This is a genomic window from Loktanella fryxellensis, assembly GCF_900110065.1.
In the GTDB taxonomy this organism is placed as follows: domain Bacteria; phylum Pseudomonadota; class Alphaproteobacteria; order Rhodobacterales; family Rhodobacteraceae; genus Loktanella; species Loktanella fryxellensis.
Genome location: NZ_FOCI01000008.1, coordinates 22,038 through 45,720, shown reverse-complemented (window position 1 = coordinate 45,720; position 23,683 = coordinate 22,038). Strand labels below are relative to the sequence as shown.

General features: G+C 68.1%; 26 protein-coding genes. 12 read left to right on the top strand and 14 right to left on the bottom strand.

The genetic code is table 11. The features are described 5' to 3' along the window. Positions 1-28: 28 nt before the first annotated feature. Both BMX16_RS07880 and BMX16_RS07875 read right to left on the bottom strand, forming a co-directional pair. On the bottom strand, positions 29-895 hold the full coding sequence (locus BMX16_RS07880) for a glutathione S-transferase N-terminal domain-containing protein (protein ID WP_089901359.1): 867 nt from the start codon (positions 893-895) through the stop codon (positions 29-31). Positions 896-926: 31 nt separating this feature from the next. Next, positions 927-1,505 carry a histidine phosphatase family protein gene (locus BMX16_RS07875; RefSeq protein ID WP_089901357.1) on the bottom strand — a complete coding sequence of 193 codons (579 nt, stop codon included), beginning with the start codon at positions 1,503-1,505 and terminating at the stop codon, positions 927-929. Between the two features lie 362 nt (positions 1,506-1,867). Here BMX16_RS07875 and BMX16_RS07870 point away from each other — a divergent pair, with 362 nt between their 5' ends. From BMX16_RS07870 to BMX16_RS07835, 8 genes are all read left to right on the top strand, one after another. Beyond that, positions 1,868-2,746, top strand: a complete 879-nt coding sequence (locus tag BMX16_RS07870) for an RNA polymerase factor sigma-32 (RefSeq protein ID WP_089901664.1) — start codon at positions 1,868-1,870, stop codon at positions 2,744-2,746. Further along, positions 2,743-3,513: a ChaN family lipoprotein gene (locus BMX16_RS07865; RefSeq protein WP_245731417.1), complete on the top strand. Its 771-nt coding sequence runs from the start codon at positions 2,743-2,745 to the stop codon at positions 3,511-3,513. Before BMX16_RS07870 ends, BMX16_RS07865 begins: the two co-directional genes overlap by 4 nt. Before the next feature lie 64 nt (positions 3,514-3,577). Beyond that, complete coding sequence (gene coaBC / locus BMX16_RS07860) at positions 3,578-4,783, top strand: bifunctional phosphopantothenoylcysteine decarboxylase/phosphopantothenate--cysteine ligase CoaBC (protein WP_089901354.1); 1,206 nt, start codon at positions 3,578-3,580, stop codon at positions 4,781-4,783. A 35-nt stretch (positions 4,784-4,818) separates the two neighbouring features. Then, on the top strand, positions 4,819-5,301 hold the full coding sequence (gene dut, locus BMX16_RS07855) for a dUTP diphosphatase (protein ID WP_089901351.1): 483 nt from the start codon (positions 4,819-4,821) through the stop codon (positions 5,299-5,301). Further along, on the top strand, positions 5,295-6,392 hold the full coding sequence (locus tag BMX16_RS07850; RefSeq protein ID WP_089901347.1) for a HesA/MoeB/ThiF family protein: 1,098 nt from the start codon (positions 5,295-5,297) through the stop codon (positions 6,390-6,392). The genes dut and BMX16_RS07850 overlap by 7 nt, the downstream gene beginning before the upstream one ends. Continuing rightward, positions 6,389-7,180: a transporter substrate-binding domain-containing protein gene (locus tag BMX16_RS07845; protein ID WP_089901343.1), complete on the top strand. Its 792-nt coding sequence runs from the start codon at positions 6,389-6,391 to the stop codon at positions 7,178-7,180. The genes BMX16_RS07850 and BMX16_RS07845 overlap by 4 nt, the downstream gene beginning before the upstream one ends. 39 nt (positions 7,181-7,219) lie before the next feature. Continuing rightward, on the top strand, positions 7,220-7,990 hold the full coding sequence (locus BMX16_RS07840) for an amino acid ABC transporter permease (RefSeq protein ID WP_089901658.1): 771 nt from the start codon (positions 7,220-7,222) through the stop codon (positions 7,988-7,990). A gap of 97 nt (positions 7,991-8,087) precedes the next feature. Next, a complete protein-coding gene (locus BMX16_RS07835) occupies positions 8,088-10,118 on the top strand; it encodes a M3 family metallopeptidase (protein WP_089901339.1) in 2,031 nt (676 codons plus the stop codon). Here BMX16_RS07835 and BMX16_RS07830 read toward each other — a convergent pair whose 3' ends face one another. Together BMX16_RS07830 and BMX16_RS07825 are read right to left on the bottom strand one after the other, a co-directional pair. Continuing rightward, a complete protein-coding gene (locus tag BMX16_RS07830) occupies positions 10,119-11,030 on the bottom strand; it encodes a cation diffusion facilitator family transporter (RefSeq protein ID WP_089901334.1) in 912 nt (303 codons plus the stop codon). 39 nt (positions 11,031-11,069) lie between these two features. Beyond that, complete coding sequence (locus BMX16_RS07825; RefSeq protein ID WP_245731415.1) at positions 11,070-11,609, bottom strand: SH3 domain-containing protein; 540 nt, start codon at positions 11,607-11,609, stop codon at positions 11,070-11,072. Between the two features lie 108 nt (positions 11,610-11,717). On the opposite strand from BMX16_RS07825, the gene BMX16_RS07820 reads away from it, so the two are divergent. Further along, the gene (locus BMX16_RS07820) at positions 11,718-12,704 is read left to right on the top strand and encodes a 2-hydroxyacid dehydrogenase (protein WP_089901327.1); all 987 of its coding nucleotides are present in this window, start codon (positions 11,718-11,720) and stop codon (positions 12,702-12,704) included. A gap of 114 nt (positions 12,705-12,818) precedes the next feature. After that, complete coding sequence (locus BMX16_RS07815; RefSeq protein WP_089901324.1) at positions 12,819-13,232, top strand: hypothetical protein; 414 nt, start codon at positions 12,819-12,821, stop codon at positions 13,230-13,232. Between the two features lie 48 nt (positions 13,233-13,280). Here the strand turns inward: BMX16_RS07815 and BMX16_RS17600 are convergent, their stop codons facing one another. From BMX16_RS17600 to BMX16_RS07795, 5 genes are all read right to left on the bottom strand, one after another. Further along, positions 13,281-13,430, bottom strand: coding sequence for a hypothetical protein (locus tag BMX16_RS17600; protein ID WP_177174606.1), 150 nt, complete (start codon positions 13,428-13,430; stop codon positions 13,281-13,283). A 196-nt stretch (positions 13,431-13,626) separates the two neighbouring features. Beyond that, entirely contained in the window at positions 13,627-14,439 is an 813-nt protein-coding gene (panB, locus tag BMX16_RS07810) for a 3-methyl-2-oxobutanoate hydroxymethyltransferase (RefSeq protein WP_089901321.1), read from the bottom strand. Continuing rightward, the gene (panC, locus tag BMX16_RS07805) at positions 14,436-15,278 is read right to left on the bottom strand and encodes a pantoate--beta-alanine ligase (protein ID WP_089901318.1); all 843 of its coding nucleotides are present in this window, start codon (positions 15,276-15,278) and stop codon (positions 14,436-14,438) included. The genes panB and panC overlap by 4 nt, the downstream gene beginning before the upstream one ends. Before the next feature lie 170 nt (positions 15,279-15,448). Next, on the bottom strand, positions 15,449-15,889 hold the full coding sequence (locus tag BMX16_RS07800) for a hypothetical protein (RefSeq protein WP_143058004.1): 441 nt from the start codon (positions 15,887-15,889) through the stop codon (positions 15,449-15,451). A gap of 205 nt (positions 15,890-16,094) precedes the next feature. Then, positions 16,095-17,027, bottom strand: coding sequence for an aldo/keto reductase (locus tag BMX16_RS07795; RefSeq protein WP_089901312.1), 933 nt, complete (start codon positions 17,025-17,027; stop codon positions 16,095-16,097). A gap of 223 nt (positions 17,028-17,250) precedes the next feature. Between BMX16_RS07795 and BMX16_RS07790 the strand changes: the two genes are divergently transcribed. Together BMX16_RS07790 and BMX16_RS07785 are read left to right on the top strand one after the other, a co-directional pair. Continuing rightward, complete coding sequence (locus tag BMX16_RS07790) at positions 17,251-17,571, top strand: hypothetical protein (RefSeq protein ID WP_089901310.1); 321 nt, start codon at positions 17,251-17,253, stop codon at positions 17,569-17,571. Between the two features lie 231 nt (positions 17,572-17,802). After that, positions 17,803-18,114 (top strand): hypothetical protein, encoded by a 312-nt coding sequence (locus BMX16_RS07785; RefSeq protein ID WP_089901307.1) that lies wholly within the window; start codon positions 17,803-17,805, stop codon positions 18,112-18,114. Positions 18,115-18,195: 81 nt separating this feature from the next. On the opposite strand, the gene BMX16_RS07780 is transcribed toward BMX16_RS07785, so the two are convergent. From BMX16_RS07780 to xdhC, 5 genes are all read right to left on the bottom strand, one after another. Beyond that, positions 18,196-19,281 (bottom strand): BMP family ABC transporter substrate-binding protein, encoded by a 1,086-nt coding sequence (locus tag BMX16_RS07780; RefSeq protein WP_089901304.1) that lies wholly within the window; start codon positions 19,279-19,281, stop codon positions 18,196-18,198. A 28-nt stretch (positions 19,282-19,309) separates the two neighbouring features. Further along, positions 19,310-20,224, bottom strand: coding sequence for an ABC transporter permease (locus BMX16_RS07775; RefSeq protein ID WP_089901299.1), 915 nt, complete (start codon positions 20,222-20,224; stop codon positions 19,310-19,312). After that, the gene (locus BMX16_RS07770) at positions 20,224-21,306 is read right to left on the bottom strand and encodes an ABC transporter permease (protein ID WP_089901297.1); all 1,083 of its coding nucleotides are present in this window, start codon (positions 21,304-21,306) and stop codon (positions 20,224-20,226) included. The genes BMX16_RS07775 and BMX16_RS07770 overlap by 1 nt, the downstream gene beginning before the upstream one ends. 108 nt (positions 21,307-21,414) lie before the next feature. Next, complete coding sequence (locus BMX16_RS07765) at positions 21,415-22,938, bottom strand: ABC transporter ATP-binding protein (protein ID WP_089901294.1); 1,524 nt, start codon at positions 22,936-22,938, stop codon at positions 21,415-21,417. Continuing rightward, complete coding sequence (gene xdhC / locus BMX16_RS07760; protein WP_089901292.1) at positions 22,931-23,674, bottom strand: xanthine dehydrogenase accessory protein XdhC; 744 nt, start codon at positions 23,672-23,674, stop codon at positions 22,931-22,933. Before xdhC ends, BMX16_RS07765 begins: the two co-directional genes overlap by 8 nt. Positions 23,675-23,683: the final 9 nt, after the last annotated feature.

Here is a 23,683-nt window from a genome sequence, read left to right as displayed (position 1 = left end):
GGTCAGATGAGGCCGGGGCGGGGCTGCGTCAGAGCAGGGCCATGAATGCGGGCCATGCGGCGGGGTCGGCCACGGTCTTGTCCCGGCAGGTGGCGTTGCAGAAGCCGAAGGTGCGGCCGTCGAGCTGCAGCAGATGCGTGCCGGGCAGGCCGGAATAGGGGCAGGTGGCGTTTTCGGGGGTGCCGTGGTCGACGGGCGTGGCGGTGAGCGGGGCGGGGCCGGGCCACGGGCGCTGCGGCAACGGCACCGCGTAGGGCATGGGGTCGTAGTGGCGCGTCAGGCCGAGGGCGCGCCATTGGCGGAAGGATGTCTCGGCCAGCGTGTGTGCGACGTAGTCCTGCGCCGCGGCATCCACGGGCAGACCGTAGGTCGCGATGCGGGCCGCGACCGGGGCGTAGAATACATCCGCGAGGCTGTAGGTGCCGAAGAGCCACGGGCCGTCCGCACCGTGGCGTGCACGCGCGAGGGCCCAGAGGGCGGTGAGCCGCGAAAGGTCCGCCTGCACCGCGTCGGGTGCCACGAAGCCGTCCCAGGCGTGGGCCAGCATCATCGGGCAGGCGCTGCGCAGGGCGCCGAAGCCTGCGTGCATCTCGGCCACCATGCTGCGGGCGAGGGCGCGGGCGTGGGGGTCCCGCGGCCAGAGACCCGCGTCCGGGTGACGCTCGGCCAGCGTTTCGGCCATGGCGATTGTGTCGGTCAGCACCGCGCCGTCGGGCGTGCGCAGCACGGGCACCGTGCGCGCCGGGGCGAGGTCCGCCAGATCGGCAGCGAGGGTGCCGGAGTAGAGCCCGGCCATCCGCGTGCGGTGCGGCAGGCCGAAGCAGACCAGCATCAGCCAGCCGCGCAGGGACCAGCTGGAGAAGGTGCGGTCGCCGATGGTCAGATCGTAGGTCATGCGGTGCCTTTCGTGGTCAGGGGTTCAGGGGTCAGGGGCGATGGTTGATGGTGCCGATGCGCCAGCCCTGCGGCGTCAGTGTCATGTCGGTGACGCCGAGGGCGTCGATATGGTGGCCCATCGCCTGCACGGCGGTGCCGCCCGTGGCGCGGGGGATCTGCGACATGATCGCGCCCATATGCGCCACCACGACCAGATCGGCGGGGCGATGCGCTGCGATCACACGGTCGATGGCCGCCGTCACGCGCGCGGTCATGACGTTCCAGCTTTCCCCTTCGGGCGCCGCGAGGTCGCCGGGCGTGTCCCAGAAGGCCCGCGACAGCACGGGGTCCCGGGCGGCGACCTGCGTGTAGTGCAGGCCATCCCACGCGCCAAAATCGATCTCTCGCAGATCGGGATCGTGGGGCAGGCGCTGTCGGTCCTGCGCGATCGCGTCGGCGGTCGTCACGGCGCGGATCAGGTCTGACGATACGACGAGGGCCGGCGCCGGTACATAGGCCGACAGCCGGGCGAGTGCCGCAGAATCGCTCAGATCGGCGGGCACGTCGCGCCAGCCGGTCATCGCCGTCTGGTGCGTCGGTCCATGACGGATCAGCCAGAGACGCGTCATGACGCCCCCCTTGCCCGCTGGCTTCGCCGCAAGATCCGCCGCATCGCCGCACAGGTGTTGTGCAGGAAAGCCGGATGCAGGCGTTGCGTGCCTCTTCGCAGCCCGTGATGACGACGGCGCATGGTGTGAAGACGCGCCTTATTCAGGTGCATGTCGCTGCAGATCATGGCTTTTTCACCGTACATGGCTGCGATGGTCGCAGCGGTGCCGCAGCCATCCGACGGGCAGACAGGCCCATAGCATGAACAGGAGGTGCGGCAACTTGGTCATGGAACTTTCGCGCATCATTCGTGTTGATCGCACATAGAGACTGCCACGGTCACAGACTCAAGCAGTTCGCGCAACACCAGGGGGTGATCATCATGGCATTCGACGGATTTTCGGACCAGACGTTGTCGCGCACCGCGATGAAAGCGGAACTGCTCGATGCCGAGACGGAATTGCGTCTGGCCTATGCCTGGCGCGACGAGCGGTGCGAGGAAAGCCTGCACCGTCTGATCACCGCCTACATGCGCCTCGCCATCTCGATGGCCGCGAAATTCAAGCGTTACGGCGCCCCGATGAACGACCTGATCCAGGAAGCCTCCGTCGGTCTCATGAAGGCCGCCGAAAAGTTCGACCCCGACCGCGGTGTCCGCTTTTCGACCTATGCAGTCTGGTGGATCAAGGCGAGCATTCAGGATTACGTGATGCGCAACTGGTCGATGGTGCGCACCGGGTCCACGTCATCGCAAAAGTCGCTGTTCTTCAACATGCGCCGGGTTCAGGCGCGGCTGGAGCGTGAGGCGGCGGCGGAAGGCATCAAGCTTGAAGGCCACGTAATGCGCCGGATGATTGCTACGGAAGTGGGCGTCCCGCTGCACGACGTGGAGATGATGGAAGGCCGTTTGTCGGGATCCGACTTTAGTTTGAACGCGACGCAGTCTTCGGAGGACGAAGGCCGGGAGTGGATCGATGCGTTGGAGGACGACACCACGCAAGCCGCAGAGAACGTGCAATTGTCCCATGATAATGCCCGCCTGCGGCAATGGCTGCTGACCGCGCTGCGTGATCTGAACGACCGCGAGCGGTTCATCGTGCGGGAACGCAAACTGCGCGATGACCCCCGCACGCTGGAAAGCCTTGGTGTCGAGTTGGGTCTGAGCAAGGAGCGCGTGCGTCAGCTGGAAGCGGCGGCCTTCGGCAAGATGCGCAAGAACCTCGAGAACCAAAGCCGGGAAGTGCTGTCGTTCTTCGCATGATGCGGTGGGCGGCCCTGCTGGCGATCTGGCCGATCATGGTATCGGCGCAGGATGTCGGCCCAACGCCACGCGCCGACATCTTCGTGTTGGGCGAGGTGCATGACAACCCTGCCCATCACGCGACGCAGGCAGCCATCGTGGCCGAGGTGACACCGACGGCGCTGATCTTTGAGATGCTGGACGCCGCGCAGGCGGCAGCGGCCATGGCCGTGGACCGCACCGACGTGGATGCGCTGGCGGCGGCGTTCGATTGGGCGAAGAGCGGTTGGCCGGACTTCGACCTTTATGCGCCGATTTTCGCGGCAGCACCGGATGCGCAGATCGTCGGCGCCGCGGTCGGGCGCGACGCGCTGCTGGCGGCGATGACCGACGGGGCTGCAGGCCAGACCGACGCCATCGTGCCGGATCTGACGCAAGCGCAGCGCGATACCTTGGCGCAGGAACAGGCGGATGCCCATTGCGGTGCCCTGCCAGAGGAGATGCTGCCCGGCATGGTCGAGGCGCAGAGACTGCGCGATGCGGCCTTCGGCGCGGCGGCAGTGGCGGCATTCGAGGCACACGGCGGTCCGGTGGTGCTGATCACCGGCACGGGCCATGCGCGCACCGATGTGGGCGCGCCCGCGACGATCCGGGCGATGCGGCCCGACCTGACGGTCTGGTCGCTGGGGCAGGTCGAGGGCGACGTGCCAGCGGATGCACCGTTCGACCGGGTGGTCACCGCACCGGCCCCGGACCGCGCCGATCCCTGCGCGGTCTTTGCCGACTAGCTGCCGCGTTGTCATCGGGCGGACCTGCGCCTACATCTGGGCGCAACCAAGGGGGCGGTCCGCCATGCTGCACGACAAGCGTATCCTGCTGATCATCGGTGGCGGCATCGCGGCCTACAAGGCGCTGGAGCTGATCCGGCTGCTGCGCGGGGCCGGGGCCGTTGTGACGCCGGTCATGACGCGGGCGGCGGGCGAGTTCGTCACGCCGCTGAGCGTGGCGGCGCTGGCGGGTGAGACGGTGCACGGCGCGTTGTTTGACCTGACCGCAGAGGCCGAGATGGGCCACATCCAGTTGAGCCGGGTCGCCGACCTGATCGTTGTCGCCCCGGCGACGGCGCATCTGATGGCGCGCGCGGCGGCGGGGCTGTCCGACGATCTGGCGACGACGCTGCTGCTGGCGACCGATACGCCGGTGCTGATTGCGCCCGCGATGAACGTGCGGATGTGGGACCATCCCGCGACGCAGCGCAATCTGGCGGTGCTGATGGCGGACGGTGTGGCCTTCGTCGGACCTGACGTGGGCGACATGGCCTGCGGTGAACACGGGCCGGGGCGGCTGGCGGAGCCTGCGGCGATTCTGGCCGCGATCGTGCAGCGGCTGTCGCCGGGTCCGTTGCGGGGACGGCATGTGATCGTCACCTCCGGCCCCACGCACGAGCCCATCGACCCGGTGCGCTATATCGCCAACCGGTCGTCCGGCGCGCAGGGCACGGCCATTGGGCGGGCGCTGGTCGCGGCGGGGGCCACGGTCACGTTCGTGACAGGGCCCGCTGTGGTGCCGCCGCCCGCTGATACGACCTTGGTCCGGGTCGAGACGGCGCAGGCGATGCACGACGCGGTGATGGCGGCGCTGCCCGCAGATGCGGTCGTGTGTGCGGCGGCGGTGGCCGACTGGCGCGTCGCCAACGCGGGCGCGCAGAAGATGAAGAAGTCGGTGGACGGTTTGCCGGTCCTGACCTTTGCCGAAAACCCGGACATTCTGGCTGCCGTGTCCCGGCTGGGCGATGGGCGGCCCGCGCTCGTCGTGGGCTTTGCCGCAGAGACGCAGGACGTGACGCGGCTGGCCACGCAGAAGCGGGCGCGCAAGGGCTGCGACTGGATCGTCGCCAACGACGTGTCTGCGGGCACCTGCATCATGGGCGGAACCGAGAATGCGGTGACGCTGGTGACCGACGCGGGCGCGGAGGATTGGCCACGCATGGGCAAGGACGCTGTGGCGGAGCGGCTGGTGGCACGGATGGTGGATGTGCTGACGGCGGTGACGCCGTGAGCGTGGATGCCTCCGGCGGGAGTAACTCGGGCAAGATGTCGGTTCTAGGGGTGCCCGTGGTGACGGTGGCCCGTGTCGCGGGCGCGGATGAGGCGGTGCCGCTGCCGGCCTATCAGACGGCAGGGGCGGCGGGGGCGGATGTGTGCGCAAACCTCGGGCCTGACGACCGGGCGGCGGGGATCGTGCTGCGACCCATGGCGCGGGCACTGGTGCCGACGGGGCTGCGGCTGGCGATCCCGGTGGGGTGCGAGGTGCAGGTCAGGGCGCGGTCCGGGCTGGCCCTGCGGCACGGCATCGCGCTGGTCAATGCGCCGGGGACGATCGACAGCGACTATCGCGGCGAGGTGGGTGTGCTGGTGGTCAACCTCGGTGATGCGGACTTTACCGTCACGCACGGCATGCGGATCGCGCAGCTTGTGGTGGCGCCTGTGGTGCAGGCGGCGTTCGTGGCGGGCGATCTGAATGCCACCGTGCGCGGGGCCGGTGGGTTCGGTTCGACCGGAGGTGGCCCATGCTGATGGTCGGTTTCCTTGCGGCGGTGATCTGGGGCACCGGCGTGGCGATGGGCGCGCCAAAGCGGGCGCGGCGGATCATGGTCGGCGTGCTGCTGGCGGTCATCATCGCGTCGCATCTGGCGCTGCCCGACGGGCATCCGTGGCGCGAGGCGACGGGCGGCGATCCGCGGCTGTGGGGGCTGGTGATCGGTCTGGGCGTCGTGGTCTGGGGCTATACCCGGCTGTTCCGGGCGGTAAAGGCGCGTAAGGCGGTGCCAGTGGCTGACGTGCAGGCGAAGGGCCTGCAGAACGACGATCTGGACCGCTATGCCCGTCACATCATGCTGCGCGAGATCGGTGGCACCGGGCAGGTCGCGCTGTCGCAGGCGCGCGTGCTGGTGGTGGGGGCGGGGGGCCTCGGGTCGCCCGTGCTGCTGTATCTGGCGGCGGCGGGGGTCGGCACGCTGGGGGTGATCGACGACGACGTGGTCGAGGCGAGCAATCTGCAGCGGCAGGTGCTGTTCCGCGACGGCGACCGCGGCCTGCCCAAGGTGCAGGCGGCGGCGCAGGCCATTGCCGCGATCAATCCGCGCGTGGCGGTGCGTCCCTACAACCGGCGTCTGACGGCGGACATCGCGGCAGAGCTGGTGGCGGACTATGACCTTGTTCTGGATGGCTGCGACAGTTTCGAGACGCGCGACGTGGTGAATGCCGCATGCGTGGCGGCGGGGGTGCCGCTGATCGCGGGCGCGCTGACCCAGTGGGAAGGGCAGATCAGCCTCTATCACCCGGCGCATGGCACGCCGTGCTACACTTGCGTCTTTCCCAACCGCCCCGCGCCGGGGCTGGTGCCGAGCTGTGCCGAGGCGGGCGTGCTGGGGCCGCTGCCCGGCGTCGTAGGGTCGATGATGGCAGTCGAGGCGGTGAAGGTCCTGACGGATGCGGGGACGTCGTTGGGTGGGCGGCTGTTGATCTATGATGCGCTTTACGCGCAGACGCGGATCGTGGCGGTGCCTGTCGATGCCACGTGCCGGGTCTGTGCTGGACGGGGCTTGCAGGCCGATGCGACCCGCGCCAAGGTCGGCGCGACAACCGATCCGGGGGAACCGACATGACACTGACAACACGACTGGCCGCAGGCCTGCTGACCACCCTGCTGGCCACCACGGCGATCGCACAGGATGCGCTGCCCGATCTGGACGGGCGCGCCGTGACGGTCGTGACCGAGAACGCCTATCCCCCGCTGCAGTTCGTGCAGGACGGTGCCGCCGTCGGCTGGGAATACGACGCGATGGCCGAGATCGCGGAACGCCTGAACATGGTCGTGACCTATGAGAACACGAGCTGGGACGCGATGATCCCCGCCGTGTCGGAAGGACAATACGACATCGGCATGACGGGCATCACGATCCGCGAGGACCGGGCCGAGGTCGTCGATTTCTCGGACTCCTACATGACGTCCGAGATGGTGATGCTGGTGCGCGGCGACGAGGCGCGGTTCACGGATGCGGCGAGCTTTGCCGCCGATCCGGACCTGATGATCGCGGCACAGCCGGGCACGACGCCGTTCTATGTGGCGGTCTATGACGTGCTTGACGGCGACGAGGCGAACCCGCGCATCCAGACGATGGAGACGTTCGGTGCCACGGTGCAGGCGCTGCGCGCGGGTGACGTCGATCTGGTGCTGACCGACGGCACCGCCGGCGAAGGCTATGTCGCCGCGAGCGAGGGCGCGCTGAAGATCGTGGGCGAGAAGCTGGGGACCGAGGATTTCGGGTTCATCTTTCCCAAGGGTTCGGACCTTGTGGCGCCCGTGAACGCGGCCATTGCCGCGATGCGGGCGGATGGCACGCTGGATGCGCTGAACACGACGTGGTTCCTCGACTTCAAGATGGGCGAATGACGGCCAGATCGACGGGCGGACTGCGGCCTGATGCCTGAGATGCGGCGCGGTCCCGCGGGGGACCGCGATTTTCCATGGTGGCTGGTGGCGGTCGTCGTGATCGGGGTGGTGCTCTTCGCGGCCGTGCTGCGCGATCCGGTGTCGCGCGACGTGCTGATGACGCTGGGACAAGGGGTGTGGACCACGGTTCTGGTCACGCTGATTGCCTATGCGTCCGCCTGCGTGCTGGGGCTGATGCTGGCGCTGATGGCGGGGTCGGGGTCGATCGTGTTGCGGCAGATCTCGCGGTTCTACGTCGAGGTGATGCGCGGCATCCCCATCATCGTGCTGCTGCTGTATGTGGCCTTCGTGCTGGCCCCGGCGCTGGTGGCGCTGTGGAACGCGCTGGGCCTACCGGAGGCGCGGACGCGGGATTTTCCGCTGCTGTGGCGGGCGATCATCGCACTGGTGCTGGCCTATGCCGCGTTCCTGGCCGAGGTGTTCCGCGCCGGTCTGCAATCGGTCGACGTGGGGCAGATCGAGGCGGGGCGTGCGCTGGGGCTGGGGCGGTGGCACCGGTTCCGGTTCATCGTGTGGCCGCAGGCGCTGCGCGTCATGTTGCCGCCCTTGGGCAACGATTTCGTGGCGATGCTGAAGGATTCGTCGCTGGTCAGCGTGCTGGGTGTCGCCGACATCACGCAATTGGGCAAGGTCCTGGCGGCTGGCAATTTCCGCTATTTCGAGACGTATAACGTGGTGGCGCTGGTCTATCTGTCGATGACCATCACTCTGTCGCTGGTATTGCGCCGGTTCGAACGGGGGCGGCGCTGACGCGCCGTGAAGGTGAGTATTTCCTAAAAAGCGAGGGCAGGGGGGCGGTGGCACTTTGCCGGGCATGGTCCTAGGGTGTGGGTAAAGGAGACCCGCCATGACCAATCCGCTGCTGTCCGACTGGGACACCCCGCACGCTCTGCCGCCGTTCACCGCAATCGCGGACACTGATTTCGCGCCTGCCGTGGAGGCCGCGCTGACCGAGGCGCGGGTCAATATCGCAGCCATCGCGGAGAACCCCGAGGCGCCGACATTCGACAACACCGTCGCCGCACTGGAGGGCGCGCAGGCCGTGCTGGGTCGTGTGCTGGGCGTCTTCTACGGCATCGCGGGGGCTGACAGCACGCCCGCACGCGAGGCGTTGCAGCGCGATTTCGCGCCGTTGCTGAGCGCCTTCGGGTCTGAGGTGACGGGCAATGCGCAGCTGTTCGCGCGGATCGCGGACCTGTGGGCGCGGGCGGATACGCTGGGGCTGAGCGAAGAGCAGGCGCGCGTCCTGATGCTGACGCAGCGCAGTTTCGTACGGCAGGGCGCGCAGTTACAGGGCGCCCAGGCGGAGCGGCTGCGGGCGGTGAAATCGCGTCTGGCAGTGCTGGGGACGCAGTTCACGCAGAACCTGCTGGCGGACGAGCGCGACTGGTCGATGTCGCTGACCGAGGCCGATATGGGAGGGTTGCCGGAGTTCGTCGTGGATGCCGCCCGGGCGGCGGGCGAGGCGTGCGGGCATCCCGGCCCTGTCGTCACCCTGTCGCGGTCGCTGATCGTGCCGTTCCTGCAGTTCAGCCCGCGCCGCGACCTGCGGCAGCGGGCCTATGCGGCGTGGACCGCGCGGGGCATGAACGGTGGGGCCACCGACAACCGCGCGCTTGCAGCGGAAACGCTGGCCTTGCGGGCGGAACGGGCGGAGCTGCTGGGATACGCCAGTTTCGCCACCTACAAGCTGGAGACCGAGATGGCGGGCACGCCCGACGCGGTGCGCGACCTGCTGATGCAGGTCTGGACGCCCGCGCGGGCCGCGGCCCTTGCGGATGCGGACAAGCTGACGGCGCTGCTGCATGCCGACGGGATCGCGGGACCGTTGGAGCCGTGGGACTGGCGGTACTATTCCGAGAAGCGGCGTCAGGCGGAGCATGATCTGGACGAGGCGGCGCTGAAGCCGTTTCTGCAGCTCGACCGGATGATCGCGGCGGCGTTCGACTGTGCGCACCGCCTGTTCGGGCTGGAGTTCGCGCCGCTGGACGGCCCCGTCTATCACCCGGACGTGCGCCTGTGGGAGGTGACGCGCGACGGGCAGCACGTGGCGGTGTTCATGGGCGACTACTTTGCCCGCGCGTCGAAGCGGTCGGGCGCGTGGTGCATGGCGATGCGCAGCCAGCAGCGGCTGTCGGGCGACGTGCGGCCCATCGTGCTGAACGTGTGCAACTTCGCCAAGCCGGGGGCAGGCAAGCCTGCGTTGCTGTCCTATGACGATGCGCGGACGCTGTTCCACGAATTCGGCCATGCCCTGCACCAGATGCTGTCGGACGTGACCTATGAAAGCGTCAGCGGCACGTCCGTCGCACGCGATTTCGTCGAATTGCCGAGCCAGCTGTTCGAGCATTGGCTGGAGGTGCCGGAGGTGCTGCAGACCTTTGCCACCCACGCCACCACGGGGGAGGCGATGCCGCAGGACATGCTGGACCGGATGCTGGCCGCCGCGACCTATGACATGGGGTTCCAGACGGTCGAATACATCGCCAGCGCGATGGTCGATCTGGAGTTCCACGCAGGCCCCGCCCCGTCGGACCCGATGCAGAAAGAGGCCGAGGTCCTGGCGTCGCTCGACATGCCGCATGCGATCGGGATGCGGCACGCGACGCCGCATTTCGCCCATGTGTTCGCGGGCGACGGGTATTCCAGCGGCTATTACAGCTACATGTGGTCCGAGGTGATGGACGCAGACGCCTTCGATGCGTTCACGGCGGCGGGCGATCCGTTCGACCCGGTGCTGGCGCAGCGGCTGGAGGCGACGGTGCTGTCGCAGGGCGGATCGGTGGATGCGGCGACGCTTTACACCCAGTTCCGGGGGCGGATGCCGGGGGTGGATGCGCTGTTGCGCGGGCGCGGGCTCTCCGACAAGGCCGCCTGATCAGAGGCTGGGATCGTCGGGGTGTTTCTGCACCCCGACCGGGTCCTTGTGGATCATCACGTCGGTGCGTGGATAGGTCCGCAGGATGGCGCGGCGCAGGCTGGCGCCGATGGCATGGGCCTGATCCAGCGTCTGATCGCCGTCGAGTTCGACGTGCAGGTTGATGAACGTGCGGCTGCCGGACCGCCGGGTCTTGAGGTCGTGGAACCCGCGCACGCCGTCGTGGGCGCGCACGATGGCGTCGATGCCCGCGATGACCTCGGCCGGCGCCTGACGGTCCATCAGGGCGTCGAAGGCACCCTTTCCGATGCGGACAGCACCGAAGGCCAGGATCAGTGCGGCCCCCAATGCGACCACGCTGTCCACCTGCGCCAGTCCCAGCGAGGCTGAGGCCCAGAGGGCGAGGATGGCGCCCACGTTCGGGATCAGGTCGCCGAGGTAGTGCAGGCTGTCGGCCTTGACCACCGGGTTGTCGGTGCGGGCGGCGACGCGGCGCTGCCAGATCACCAGACCCAGCGTCAGGACGATGGAGAAGGCGATGATCGCGATACCGGCGCCTTCGTTTTCGGGCAGCGCCGCATCGCCCCGCACCAGCCGCCAGATCGCCGCCGTGGCGATCACGCCGGACGAGGCGAGGATGATGACCGACTGCGCCAGCGCGGCCAGATCCTCGGCCGAGGTGTGGCCGAAGTTGTGGTCGTCGTCCGCAGGCTTGGCCGCATAGGCGATGGCGGCGAGCGCGCCAAGCGACATCATCAGGTCCATCGCGGAATCGGCAAGGGTCGCGGCGATGGCCAGCGATCCGGTCTGCGCATAGGCCCAGAGCTTGGCCACCACCAAAGCGAGAGCCACCGCACAGGACAGGAGCCCGGCGGACAGGTTCAGGCGGTTGTGGTTTTCGGTATCGCTCATGCTGCCACCCCTAGCGCAGGCGTGCTGCCGCCGAAAGCCTCAGTCGGCGGGATCCACGCCCCAGAGCACGTGGCGTTGCGCCCAGCCCGAATAGCCGCCGGCGGTCAACTCGCACCAGTCGCCATCGCAGTCACCCAGGCGGGCGATCACGTTGAGTTCCAGCTCTGCCCGTTCCGCCGCCGTGTCGGACGGCTGCGTGCGTAGGGGCAAGCGGTCCTGATCGACGATCACGGTGCGCGACCCCGACAGCATGGTGTAGTGCACCCAGCCGCCCTGACCCTCGCGGTCGATCACACGCCGCCACAGGCCATATTCGGCTACGACCTGCAGTGGCATGTCGCGGCGCTGGAACACCCAATCGATGCGGTGCGTCAGGGAGGGGCCGCGACGGACGTTCGCCTCCTTCGCCTTGAGGCTGACGTAGCGCGGCAGGGGAAGGTTCGTTTCCGGGCCCATGACGGGCGCCGCGAAACTGGCCGTGGTGGCCGTGACGGCCGCATCCTGTGCTGCCAGCGGTGCGGCCAGTGTCGCTGCCAGCAGCGCCGCCATGCAGCGCCTGAAGGAATGGGTCGTGGTCATTCTCTGCCTCGATCTGCCTGACGCGGGCGCGTTGGTTCTTGTGCCCCGCGTTCCTCGCTGTCAACCTGCCATCACGCGGGGGCGTTGAACAGTGGCGCGGGGGATGGAATGCCAACCAAGAAGCTGAGTGTTGTCGTCACGCGACGGTTGCCCGATGCCGTGCAGTCGCGGATGGCCGAGTTGTTCGACGTGACCCTGCGCGACACCGACACGCCGATGTCCCGCGATGCATTGGCCGCCGCCATGCAGGGGGCCGATGTGCTGGTGCCGACGATCACGGACGCGATCGACGCGGCGCTGCTGGCGCAGGCGGGCCCGCGGTTGAAACTGATCGCCAACTACGGCGCGGGTGTCGATCACATCGACACGGGTACCGCACGGCAGCGCGGCATCCTGGTGTCGAATACGCCCGGCGTGCTGACCGACGATACCGCCGACATGACCATGGCCCTGATGCTGTCGGTGCTGCGCCGCATCCCCGAGGGGATGCGCATCGCCCAATCCGACGACTGGACCGGTTGGGCGCCGACCGCGATGCTGGGCGGGCGGATCGCCGGGCGCCGCCTCGGCATCCTCGGCATGGGCCGCATCGGTCAGGCCGTCGCGCGGCGCGCCCGCGCCTTCGGCATGCAGATCCACTACCACAACCGCAAGCGGCTGCGGGCGGAGATCGAGGAGCCGCTGGGTGCCACCTATTGGGACAGCCTCGACCAGATGGTCGCGCGGATGGACGTGATCTCGGTCAACTGCCCGCATACGCCCTCCACGTTCCATCTGATGAACGCCCGGCGGCTGAAGCTGATGAAGCCCGACGCCGTGATCGTGAACACCAGCCGCGGCGAGGTGATCGACGAGAATGCCCTGACGCGAATGCTGCGCAGCGGAGAGATCGCGGGGGCCGGCCTCGACGTGTTCGAGCGGGGGCACGAGATCAATCCGCGGCTCAAGGCGTTGTCCAACGTGATCCTGTTGCCGCACATGGGGTCCGCCACCGTCGAGGGGCGTCTGGAGATGGGCGAGAAGGTCCTGATCAACATCAAGACGTTCGCCGATGGGCACCGGCCGCCCGATCTGGTGGTGCCGGGACAGTTGTAATGCGCGACAGACATCGCCATGACGCCTCTGCGGTGCTAAGGCGTCTGGGGAATGCGCGTATTTGACGTGGGCCCGATGTGACCCACTTCTGACTGGGACGAAGGAGCGACAGCGATGATGAAGATTCTGATGAGCGTGGCGGGCCTTGCGGCACTTGCCGCATGTGCAACCCCTGTGCCGGTCGGATTCGACGGCAACACCGCCGGTGACGGGACCAGCACGCAAGTGCTGATCATTCCGCCTGCGCCACAACCCGTGGCCGTACCCCAACCCGCACCGGTGCGCACGACGTCGCTCGATGGTCCCGCATCCTCGCCGATCCCGCGCCCCTCGACGAACGGGATGCAGCCGCCGCCGGTCGAAATCGGTGTCCTTGGGGCAGCGCCAGCACCCACACCGACGATTCCCGACGCAGCGGTACGCCCGACGGGCATGACGACAGGCCCTGCGACAGGCACCACACCCGCCGCGACACTGCCCACGTCCGAAGGCAATCTGCCGCCGCTGGTGATGGACGAAGACGCCTGAGGGCACTGACCGGGCAATGGCCGAACCGGCCGTTGCCCGTCGTGCGGATCAGTTCGTGCGTTCGGTGGCGCCGGTATAGCTCATGGCGGAAAACCGCAGCATGTCGTTGTCCGCCCGACCGGTCACGGGTTCGGCCGCCATGCAGCCTCCCAGAAAAAACAGGGCAGCCGTCGCCAGTAGCGTTGTGCGTGTCATCATGCTCACTCCTCGAATCCGCATCTGACGTGCGGTGATCTTGGTAATAACACACTGCGGGCTTTTGGGATCCCCCCTGCGGCTGAAAATTGCCGCAATCCGTCTGGGCCGTGTCAATAATACAAATGCAGTTTCAGGCGTGGCGCCGATCGGGGCAGAAAGACGACCATGGCGTGGTCGCTTCCTGCCGATAACGTCTTCAGCGGTAGACCTCGTCCTCGGTCGGGAAGGCACGGGATTTCACGTCCGCCGCATACCGGCTGACCGCATCCTCGATCATCGGGCCGAGCTGTCCGTAGACCTTGACGAATTTGGGCGTCCACGGGTTCAGGCCCAGCATATCCTCCAGCACGAGGATCTGGCCGTCGCAGTGCACGGAGGCGCCGATGCCAATGGTGGGGATCGCCACCTCTTGCGTGATGCGCGCGGCGAGCGGTTCGACCATCCCTTCCAGCACCACGGCGAAGGCGCCCGCATCGGCCACCGCGCGGGCGTCGGCGCTGTGCGCGTCCCATGTGCTGTCGTCGCGGCCTTGCGTCTTGAACCCGCCCATGACGTGGGACGACTGCGGTGTCAGGCCGGTGTGGGCCATGACGGGAATGCCGCGTTCGACGAGGAAGTGGATCGTCTCGGCCATGCGCGCGCCGCCCTCCAGCTTCACCGCGCCGCAGCCCGTCTCCTTCATGATGGTGGCGGCGTTGCGGAAGGCGACGTTGGGGCTTTCCTCGTAGGTGCCAAAGGGCATGTCGACGACGACCAGCGCCTTCTTGGTGCCACGCACGACCGCACGACCGTGCATGATCATCAGGTCGAGCGGCACGCCGATGGTGCTGTCCATGCCGTGCATCACCATGCCGAGGCTGTCGCCCACGAGGATGAAGTCCGCGTAGCGGTCCACGATGGCCGCCGTATGTGCGTGATACGAGGTCAGCGACACGATGGGATCGCCGCCCTTGCGGGCGCGGATCTGGGGGACGGTGGTGCGGCGGATAGGTTGGGTCTGGCTGCTCATGGCAGGATCTCCTTCTGGTCGATCAGCAGCACGTCGCCGAACTGGGCGGACAGCATGATGCCGATGGGGGCGGTGGGGGCGCCTGTGGCGGGCGAAAAGTCGGCGGCGTTCACGATGTCGATGCCGCGCAGAGTGGCGCGGGGTTCGGTCGCCACGATCTCGGCGATGGTCTGTGCCGCATCCTCGACCGTGCCGCCGTGGCGGACGGTGTCGGCGGCGGCGCGCAGGGCGCGGTGCAGGATCGGGGCGGCGGCCCGGTCGCCGGGCGTCAACCGCAGGTTGCGCGACGACAGGGCGAGCCCGTCCCCATCGCGGACCGTGGGCACGCCGTGGATCGAGATGGGCACGAACAGATCGCGCACCAACTGCCTGATGACGGCGAGTTGCTGGTAGTCCTTTTCGCCGAAATAGGCGGCATCGGCGCCCGCGATGTTGAAGAGCTTCGTCACCACCGTCGCCACGCCGCGGAAATGCCCCGGCCGGACGGCCCCGTGATAGGCCTGCGCGAGCGTGACCGCGTCCACGATGGTCTGGTCGCCGGGCGGGTAGATCGCGGCGGCATCTGGCAGGAACACCGCATCGACGCCCGCCGCCGCCAGCAGCGCCAGATCGGCATCGTCGCGGCGCGGATAGGCGGCGAGGTCGGCGGGATCGCCGAACTGCGTCGGATTGACGAAGATCGTCACGACGACCGCGGCATGATCCGCTTGCGCTGCCGCGACCAGCGCCATATGCCCCGCATGCAGCGCGCCCATCGTGGTGACGAGGCCGACGCTGCCGTTCGCACGCAAGGTCGCAACCGCGCTGCGGATCTCGTCCACGGTCCTGCAGACCTGCATGTCGGTGTCCCCCTCGGCTTGCCCCCCCCGCTTTTAGGTGGCCCGGCCCGCGATGTCACGCGGCAGGCGTCCGATGCGCCGCCGCGTCCGCGGCTTCTTCGCGTCCGACAGATCCCGGGGGGGGCAGCATCGGGGACAGCGCCCCCTGCGGCATCCGATCCGCGCGGGGCCTACTTTCGCTTCGACTTGCGACGCTGCCGATACACATCGGCCCGACGCCGCAGCCGGATCATCGCGGCCGAGACGGGCCGCCGCATAGAGGGAACGTCCACGGCCAGCAGCAAGAGGCCCACGGGCAGCATCCACAGACCGAACACCGGCAGGATGGACAGCAGACCACCGACCACGAACATGATGCCGACGGGGATGCGGACCATGGCCCAGCCCGGCTTGCTCAACCGGTGCAGCGGCCCACCAAGGCGGGGAAAGTCACGGTGCAGACGCTCGAACTGGCGCTTCAGGCGCATGTTCTCGCGGTGCGCACGCAGTTTTTCGCGGCTCAGGCGCAGCTTTTCGCGGGTCGCGGCGGCACGGCCCGTCGCCGCAGGCACTGCGGGAGACGCACCCGGCAGATGGTCTGCAGGCAATCGTGCATGGTCGGGTCGGGTCACGGGCGTGTCATCCATGATCCTGACATGGGGGGCGAACTCGGGTCATCAAGGGTCGCTTCGCTTTTTGCGTCAGTCGCGGCAACGCGGGTGGGGCGGGATTCGGGCATAGTGATGTGCCGCTTCACCCATAGCGTAGCGGCACGCCACGTTCCACCATCCTTGCCATGCGTGGGCCACCTGCGATGCGACGCGGCACTGCAAGGCGTCAGACCTCTTCCAGCCGGTCGGTCGCCGGGGGCGGTGTCGGCGACAGGGCCGTCATGCGGTCCCGCAGCGCCGGCGACAACACCAGATCCTGTGCGGCCAGCGAGGGGGCCAGCTGTTCCGCCGACCGGGCGGACACGATGGGCGAGGGGGCGGTGCGATGTGCCGCAACCCATGCCACCGCAAGCGTCGCCGGGTCCACGCCGACCTCTGCCGCCAGATCGGCCAGCCGGGCTGCCGCGAGGTGCATCCAGTCCTGCCCGTACCGGGCTGCATACATCGCGTCGTCGGTCAACCGACCGGCATCGCCACGTGCGTATTTGCCGGTCAGAAGGCCACCGCCCAGTGGCGAATAGGGGCAGACGAGGATGCCTTGATCGGCGGCCATCGGCAGGATCTCGACCTCGGCCTGCCGTTTGACGAGGTTGTACATGGGCTGCATCACGTCGATGCGGGTGCCGAGGGCGGCACAGACCGCCTGCGCCTTCATCACCTGCCACGCGGCATAGTTCGACACGCCGATGTGCCGGATCAGCCCAGCGTCCTGCAGGCGGGCCAGCGTCTCGAACGTTTTCTCCAGCGGCGTCTCTGCGTCCCAGCGATGCAGATACAGCAGGTCCACCGTGTCCAGTCCCGACTGCCTGCGGCTGATGTCGAATTGTGCGCGGATGTTTGCGTCCCCCGCGCCGCCGTGAAACGCCACCTTGGTGGCAAGATACAGGCGGTCACGATCCGGCGCGATCATCGGACCCAACAGCGCCTCGGACCGCCCGTCGGCATAGCCCACGGCGGTGTCGAAATGATTGATGCCGGCGGCGCGGGCCGTGTCGAACATCACCCGGCTGGCCTGCGCATCGGCGCGGCCCCCGAACTGCATGGTGCCGAAGGTCAGGCGGGATAGGGTGGTGCCATCGCGGCAGGTCAGGTGTGTCATCGGCACAGCCTCGCATGGCGTGGCACGACCTGCAACGCCGCCACCGGCCCTGCGACGGCCGCAAGCCCCGTGCAGCCTGCAAGTTTGATCCAGTTTATGTGCGAAGATGAACAATCACATTAAAGTAACGGATTTGGTGTGCACATTCGTAAAATCGTCACCTATATCGCTGTGGCAAGAGGGAATGACCCCTCGCAGATACGATCAACGAAAGAGACCTCCCATGACCTTCCTGAAATCTTCCATCGTCGCGACCGCCCTGATCGCCGGCCTCGGCATCACGGCCGCCTCTGCTGCCAGCGTCAGCGATCTGGTCGCCACCAACGGCACCAACGACCGTTCGAAAACGGGCCTCGAAGCCACGCTGCAGAACCTCGACACGCTGGGCGTCACGACGCGCAAGGGCGACGTTCTGACCGACGACGAACTGACCGCCATCCAGCGCGTCGTGCTGGACCAGGGCAACTTCAGCTCCAAGGCCCGTCGCGTGGATCTGATCGTGAACGGCGAGTCCAACGACCGCGGCGCCGGCTACAGCTTCTGATAGCTGCCCGGCTTCTGAGAGCTGCCCGGCTTTTGATAGCTGTCAGGCACGATCGGGGCACGGCCCCGGTCCAGACCCCATCAGGCCCGCACCCCCGTGCGGGCCTTTTGCATGCGGGCGGGACGCACCCGCGCGGCGCGGGGACACGCGCGCTCACGACTGCGTGCGGCCCGGGACCCGGCGACGGGCGCGGAATGTTCGGTCGATGTAAATCATCATTGGGAGACCATCATGTTCCGCCCGCTCACCGCTTTCACCGCAGCCGCCCTGACGATCGCGGCACTTGCCGCAGGTCCCGTCACGGCACAGACCAACACCCTGATTCCCATGGACGTCGCCGACACCTCCGCCGCGTCCCGCGCAGACTTCGATGCCAATCTGTCGGCGCTGGGCGTGCGCGTCGATGCGGGCGAGCAGTTCACGGCGTCCGAGATCGAGGACGCCAAGCGGGTCATGAACGACCAGTCGAGCGCATCTTTGAAAGCCAGCCGGATCGAAAACATCGTGAACGGCGACGGCACGTTCATGTCGATGGGCGACTGATCCGGCATTCGCCGGACTCCTTGCGTCTGACGAAAAAGGCCCGCCAACAGGCGGGCCTTTTCCATTTTGTCAGACCATCGCTTACTGCGGAATGTCGCCTTCGATGCCTTCGACGTAGAAGTTCATGCCCAGCAGCGTCTCATCGTCGGCGGTCTCGCCTTCGGCCAGCCAGACGGACCCGTCCTGCTTGTTGATCGGCCCGGTGAAGGGGTGCATCGTGCCGGCCACGATCCCGTCGCGGATCGCCTCGGCAGTGACCTTGACCTCGGCCGGGACCGCATCGGTGATCTCACCGATGCCGACCATTCCGTCGGCGATGCCCTGCCAGACCGACTGGGTTTCCCACGTGCCGTCGATCACGGCGCGCGTCCGCTCGATATAGTAGGGGGCCCAGTTGTCGATGATCGACGACACGCGCGGCATCGGCGCGTATTCCGCCATGTCGGACGCCTGACCGAAGGTATAGACGTTGCCCGCGGCCTGCGCCGCGGCCTGCGGTGCGGTGGAGTCGGTGTGCTGCAGGATCACGTCGGCGCCCTGTTCGATCAGCACGTTGGCGGATTCGGCCTCTTTCGCCGGATCGAACCACGTGTAGGCCCAGACGATCTTGAACTCCACGTCCGGGTTCACCGCCTTGGCGGCCAGATAGGCGCTGTTGATGCCCTGGATCACTTCGGGGATCGGAAAGGATCCGATGTAGCCGATGATGTTCGATTCCGTCACGTGGCCCGCGATGTGGCCCTGCACGGCACGGCCTTCATAGAAGCGGGCGTTGTAGGCGGCCACGTTCGGGGCGGTCTTGAAGCCGGTCGCATGCTCGAATTTCACGTCAGGGAACTTGGACGCGACCTCGATCGTCTGATCCATGTAGCCGAAGGACGTGGTGAAGATCAGGTCCGCGCCCTGCAGCGCCATGTCGGTCAGCACGCGCACGGCGTCCGGGCCTTCGGGAACCGATTCGACGAACACCGTCTCGACCGCGTCGCCGAACTCTTCTTCGACCGCCAGACGGGCCTGGTTGTGCTCGAACGTCCAGCCGCCGTCGCCGACCGGGCCGACATAGACGAAGCCGACCTTGGTGGGTTCGTCCTGCGCCAGAGCGGGCAGGCCCGCGGCCATCAGGGCAGCGGCGGCGACGCCGGATGCAAGGAGTGTTCTGCGTATCATTGTGGTGGTGTCCCCGGTTGTTCCCGCATCAGCGTGCGGCATGAAATGTCCGGCCCAGTGACCCCGGGCTGCGTCCGCTCGCCATGATCACCAGAACGAGGATCGTGGCAAGATAGGGCGACATCGAAAGGTATTCGACGGGCACGGCAGCCCCCGCCGCCTGCAGGTTAAGCTGCAGCACGGTGACACCGCCGAAAAGATAGGCACCCAGTACCAGACGCCACGGTTTCCAGCCCGCGAAGACCACGATGGCCAGCGCGATCCAGCCTGCCCCGGCGGTCATGCCTTCGGTCCATTGTGGCACCCTCACGAGGCTGAGATACGCCCCGCCCAGCCCCGCGCAGGCCCCGCCGAAGGCGATCGCCAGCATCCGCGTGCGGCGCACGTGATAGCCCAGCGCATGGGCGGCGTCGTGATTCTCTCCGACCGCGCGCAGGATCAGGCCCGCGCGGCTGTGGTGCAGGAACCCGTACACGCCAGCGACGATCAGCAGCCCGCCATAGACCATCGGATCGTGCTGGAACACGATGGGACCGATCACCGGGATGTCGGCCAGCAGCGGCACGTGCACATCCGGAAAGGCTGGCGCCCGGATGCCCAGATAGCCTTGCCCCATCAGCGCCGACAGTCCCAGTCCGAACAACGTCAGCGCCAGACCGGTGGCGACCTGATTGGACAGCAGGTATTGCGTCAGCACACCGAAGACCAGCGACAGCGCGGCCCCGCCCGCCGCAGCCCCCAGAAACCCGATCCACGGATTGCCGGTGGCCACGGCGACGATGAACCCCGATACGGCGCCCGTGATCATCATCCCTTCGACGCCGAGGTTCAGGACGCCCGCGCGCTCGACCACCAGCTCTCCGATGGCAGCGAGCAGGATCGGCGTGGCGGCCACCATCAGGGACGCCAGCAGCAGGATTGGGTTGATCGCACTCAGATCCATCACGCAACCTTTCGCATGGTCAGCCGGACGCGGTAGTGGGTCAGCATGTCCACCGCCAGCAGACAGAACAGCAGCATGCCCTGCAGCAGGCTGATGGCGGCGGCGGGCAGGCCCAGATTGCTCTGCGCGATGCCGCCGCCGATATAGGTCAGCGCCATCAGCCCGCCTGCGGCGAGGATGCCTATGGGATGCAACCGTCCGAGGAACGCCACGATGATCGCGGTGAACCCGTAGCCCACGTTGAAGTCGATGGTGACCTGCCCCGCTGGGCCCGCCACCTCGAACAGGCCGGCAAGCCCCGCCAGCGCGCCGGACAGGCCCATGCAGACCAGCACCAGCCGCGCCGGACGCACACCGGCAAAGCGCGCGGCGCGCGGCGCCTGTCCCGCCAGCCGCACCTGAAATCCGAAGATGTGCCGGGCCAGCGCCACATAGGCGCAGATCACCGCGATCAGCGCCGCGACGACGCCCCAGTGCAGCCCGGTGCCCGCGATCAGGTCGAGGTTCGCCGCCCCGGGATACTGCGACAGGTTGCGGCTGCCGGGGAACCCCATGCCCTCGGGGTTCTTCAGCGGTCCCAGCGCCATGGCGGCCAGCAGGCTTTCGGCCACGTAGACCAGCATCAGGGACACGAGGATCTCGTTGGTGCCGAACTTCACCCGCAGCAGGCCGGGGATCATCGCCCAGGCCCAGCCGCCGAACGCCCCCGCCACGACCATCGCGACGAACACCCAGCGGCTCTCCAGCGGATAGAGCGCGAGGCCCACCGCCGCACCGACCAGCGCGCCGATGATGTATTGCCCCTCGGCCCCGATGTTCCAGATGCCGGCCCGGAACCCGAAACTCAGCCCCACCGCGATCAGGACCAGCGGCGCGCCCTTGATCAGCAGTTGCGGGCGGTAGAACCACGCGAACTCGGAAAACAGCGGATCGAGGAAGATCGTGCGGATCACCACGACCGGATTCTGCCCCAGCGCCGCGAACAGCGCGCCCCCCAGCAGCATCGTCAGCAGCACCGCCAAGACCGGCGCGGCATAGCTCCAGCCGCGGCTCGGCTGCGGTCGCTTCTCCAGCCGGATCATGCGCCGCCCTCCTGTGTCATCTGGCCGGACAAGCGCCCGCCGGTGGCTGTGTCCTGCGCCGCCCCCGTCCTCGCTTTTGTCCAAATACTCGCCCGCGGCAGGCGTCCCTCACGCACCGACATGCGCGACCTCCAGATCGTGGGCGCCGCCCAGCATCAGGCCGATCTGATCGACCGTCAGTCCGCGCGCAGGGCGCGAGGGCGACAGACGCCCGTCGGTCAGCGCGCAGAAGCGGTCCGACACTTCCATCAGCTCGTCCAGATCCTGAGAGATCACGATGACCGCCACCCCCCCATCCGCAAGGGTCAGCAGCGCCTGACGGATCGCCGCCGCTGCCGCTGCATCGACGCCCCACGTGGGCTGGTTCACCACCAGCACGCGGGGGTTTTGCAGGATTTCCCGCCCGATCACGAATTTCTGCAGGTTACCCCCCGACAGCGACCGGGCTGCGGCCTCCGGTCCCGGCGTGCGCACGTCGAAGGCCGCGATGATCTCTTGCGCAAAGGCTTTCGCCGCAGGCCAGCGCACGAACCCGCGCCGCGCCAGATCTTTGCGCCGCGCGCCCGTCAGCAGCGCATTTTCTGTCAGCGACATGTCGGGGGCGGCTGCATGGCCCAGCCGTTCCTCCGGTCCGCACAGAAGCCCTGCCGCGCGCCGGGCGTTCACCCCCGCGTCGCCGATCGCCGTGTCGCCGAGCCGGACCATGTCCGCCGCCACGGCCATCTCGCCCGACAGGGCGGCGACCAGCTCGTCCTGCCCGTTGCCGGCGACGCCGCCGATGCCCACGACCTCGCCCGCGCGCAGGCTCAGGTCGATCCCCTTCAGCGCGGTGCCGAACCGGTGCGGCGCCGGGGCCGTCAGGCCCCGCAAGGTCAGCGCGATGGCGCCTTCGGGCCGGGCGACGCGCACAGGGGCCTGCAGCACGCTGCCAACCATCAGTTCCGCCATCGCGCGGGGCGCGGTGGTGCGCGGATCGCAGGTGGCCACGACCTGTCCCTGCCGCAGCACCGTTGCCTCGTCGCACAGGGCCGCGATTTCGCCCAGCTTGTGGCTGATATAGAGGATCGCCGTGCCTTCGGCAGCCAGCTTGCGCAGGGTCTGGAACAGGATGTCCACCTCCTGCGGGGTCAGCACGCTGGTGGGTTCGTCCATGATCAGCAGCTTGGGGTCCTGCAGCAGGCAGCGGATGATCTCGACGCGCTGCCTCTCGCCCGCCGACAGGTCGCCCACGATGCGCGCGGGGTCCAGCGGCAAGCCGTAAAGCTGCGAGACGCGGCGGACCTCTGCCGAAATCGCACGGGGGCTGGGTGGCTGGTCCATGCCCAGCACGATGTTTTCCGCCACGGTCATCGCATCGAAGAGCGAGAAGTGCTGGAACACCATCGCGACACCGGCCCGTCGCGCAGCCCCCGGATCGGCTGGCATATAGGGCGCGCCGTTCAGCGTCATGGTTCCTGCATCGGGCCGCACCAGGCCATAGATCGTCTTGACCAGCGTGGATTTGCCGGCGCCGTTTTCCCCCAGCAGCGCATGGATGCCGCCCCGGCGGATGGAAAACGACACGTCGCGGTTGGCGATCACACCCGGATAGGCCTTGGTCAGGCCGTCCAGCGCCAACAGGGTTTCAGTCATCCGCATCCTCGCCCGTATCAGCCATCCCGCCCCGCAGCATCCCCATGGCGACGCCGATGGCAATGGCCTGCGGATGCTTTCCAAGGGTCGGATCGCCGATCGGACAGCGGATGCGCGCGATCTGGGCGGGGCTGTGGCCCAGATGACCCAGCCGCGTGCGGAACCGCGCCCATTTCGTGGCCGATCCGATCAACCCGACGCTGGCGAAATCGCGCGACAGCAGGGCGTGACACAGGTCCAGATCCAGCGTGTGGCTGTAGGTCACGATCAGATGATGGGCATCCGGCGCGGCCAGTGCCACCGCGCGCAGCGGGTCTTCCGCCGCCAGCACCGGCACGCCGGGATCATCGGGAAAGCGGTCGGCGTGGGTGTCGATCCACATCACGTCATACGCGGGCAGCGGGGCCATCACCCCGACCAGCGCGCGGCCCACGTGCCCCGCACCCCAGATCCACAGGGGCGCACCGGGCGCGTCGTCGAGCCGGTCCGCCCGTTCCAGCCGCAGCGTCACGCTGCCGCCGCAGCACTGCCCCAGCGCGGGGCCAAGCGGTAAGGTCAGCGTCGCCTCGGTCACATCCTCCGCCAGCATGGCGCGGGCGCGGGTCATCGCCTCCCACTCCAGCGCGCCGCCGCCGATGGTGCCGCTGGTGCGGTCGGCCCAGACCATCATCTGCGTCCCCGCCTCGCGCGGAACCGACCCCGCCGTGCGGGTCACGCTGACGCGGATGCCGGTCATGTGCGGGCC

Excerpts from the sequence above, each read along its gene's own strand:
- BMX16_RS07880 (WP_089901359.1), bottom strand. The coding sequence starts at position 895 with ATGACCTACGATCTGACCATCGGCGACCGCACCTTCTCCAGCTGGTCC.
- BMX16_RS07875 (WP_089901357.1), bottom strand. The coding sequence starts at position 1,505 with ATGACGCGTCTCTGGCTGATCCGTCATGGACCGACGCACCAGACGGCG.
- BMX16_RS07870 (WP_089901664.1), top strand. The coding sequence starts at position 1,868 with ATGGCATTCGACGGATTTTCGGACCAGACGTTGTCGCGCACCGCGATG.
- BMX16_RS07865 (WP_245731417.1), top strand. The coding sequence starts at position 2,743 with ATGATGCGGTGGGCGGCCCTGCTGGCGATCTGGCCGATCATGGTATCG.
- coaBC (WP_089901354.1), top strand. The coding sequence starts at position 3,578 with ATGCTGCACGACAAGCGTATCCTGCTGATCATCGGTGGCGGCATCGCG.
- dut (WP_089901351.1), top strand. The coding sequence starts at position 4,819 with ATGTCGGTTCTAGGGGTGCCCGTGGTGACGGTGGCCCGTGTCGCGGGC.
- BMX16_RS07850 (WP_089901347.1), top strand. The coding sequence starts at position 5,295 with ATGCTGATGGTCGGTTTCCTTGCGGCGGTGATCTGGGGCACCGGCGTG.
- BMX16_RS07845 (WP_089901343.1), top strand. The coding sequence starts at position 6,389 with ATGACACTGACAACACGACTGGCCGCAGGCCTGCTGACCACCCTGCTG.
- BMX16_RS07840 (WP_089901658.1), top strand. The coding sequence starts at position 7,220 with ATGCGGCGCGGTCCCGCGGGGGACCGCGATTTTCCATGGTGGCTGGTG.
- BMX16_RS07835 (WP_089901339.1), top strand. The coding sequence starts at position 8,088 with ATGACCAATCCGCTGCTGTCCGACTGGGACACCCCGCACGCTCTGCCG.
- BMX16_RS07830 (WP_089901334.1), bottom strand. The coding sequence starts at position 11,030 with ATGAGCGATACCGAAAACCACAACCGCCTGAACCTGTCCGCCGGGCTC.
- BMX16_RS07825 (WP_245731415.1), bottom strand. The coding sequence starts at position 11,609 with ATGACCACGACCCATTCCTTCAGGCGCTGCATGGCGGCGCTGCTGGCA.
- BMX16_RS07820 (WP_089901327.1), top strand. The coding sequence starts at position 11,718 with ATGCCAACCAAGAAGCTGAGTGTTGTCGTCACGCGACGGTTGCCCGAT.
- BMX16_RS07815 (WP_089901324.1), top strand. The coding sequence starts at position 12,819 with ATGATGAAGATTCTGATGAGCGTGGCGGGCCTTGCGGCACTTGCCGCA.
- BMX16_RS17600 (WP_177174606.1), bottom strand. The coding sequence starts at position 13,430 with ATGATGACACGCACAACGCTACTGGCGACGGCTGCCCTGTTTTTTCTG.
- panB (WP_089901321.1), bottom strand. The coding sequence starts at position 14,439 with ATGAGCAGCCAGACCCAACCTATCCGCCGCACCACCGTCCCCCAGATC.
- panC (WP_089901318.1), bottom strand. The coding sequence starts at position 15,278 with ATGCAGGTCTGCAGGACCGTGGACGAGATCCGCAGCGCGGTTGCGACC.
- BMX16_RS07795 (WP_089901312.1), bottom strand. The coding sequence starts at position 17,027 with ATGACACACCTGACCTGCCGCGATGGCACCACCCTATCCCGCCTGACC.
- BMX16_RS07790 (WP_089901310.1), top strand. The coding sequence starts at position 17,251 with ATGACCTTCCTGAAATCTTCCATCGTCGCGACCGCCCTGATCGCCGGC.
- BMX16_RS07785 (WP_089901307.1), top strand. The coding sequence starts at position 17,803 with ATGTTCCGCCCGCTCACCGCTTTCACCGCAGCCGCCCTGACGATCGCG.
- BMX16_RS07780 (WP_089901304.1), bottom strand. The coding sequence starts at position 19,281 with ATGATACGCAGAACACTCCTTGCATCCGGCGTCGCCGCCGCTGCCCTG.
- BMX16_RS07775 (WP_089901299.1), bottom strand. The coding sequence starts at position 20,224 with ATGGATCTGAGTGCGATCAACCCAATCCTGCTGCTGGCGTCCCTGATG.
- BMX16_RS07770 (WP_089901297.1), bottom strand. The coding sequence starts at position 21,306 with ATGATCCGGCTGGAGAAGCGACCGCAGCCGAGCCGCGGCTGGAGCTAT.
- BMX16_RS07765 (WP_089901294.1), bottom strand. The coding sequence starts at position 22,938 with ATGACTGAAACCCTGTTGGCGCTGGACGGCCTGACCAAGGCCTATCCG.
- xdhC (WP_089901292.1), bottom strand. The coding sequence starts at position 23,674 with ATGACCGGCATCCGCGTCAGCGTGACCCGCACGGCGGGGTCGGTTCCG.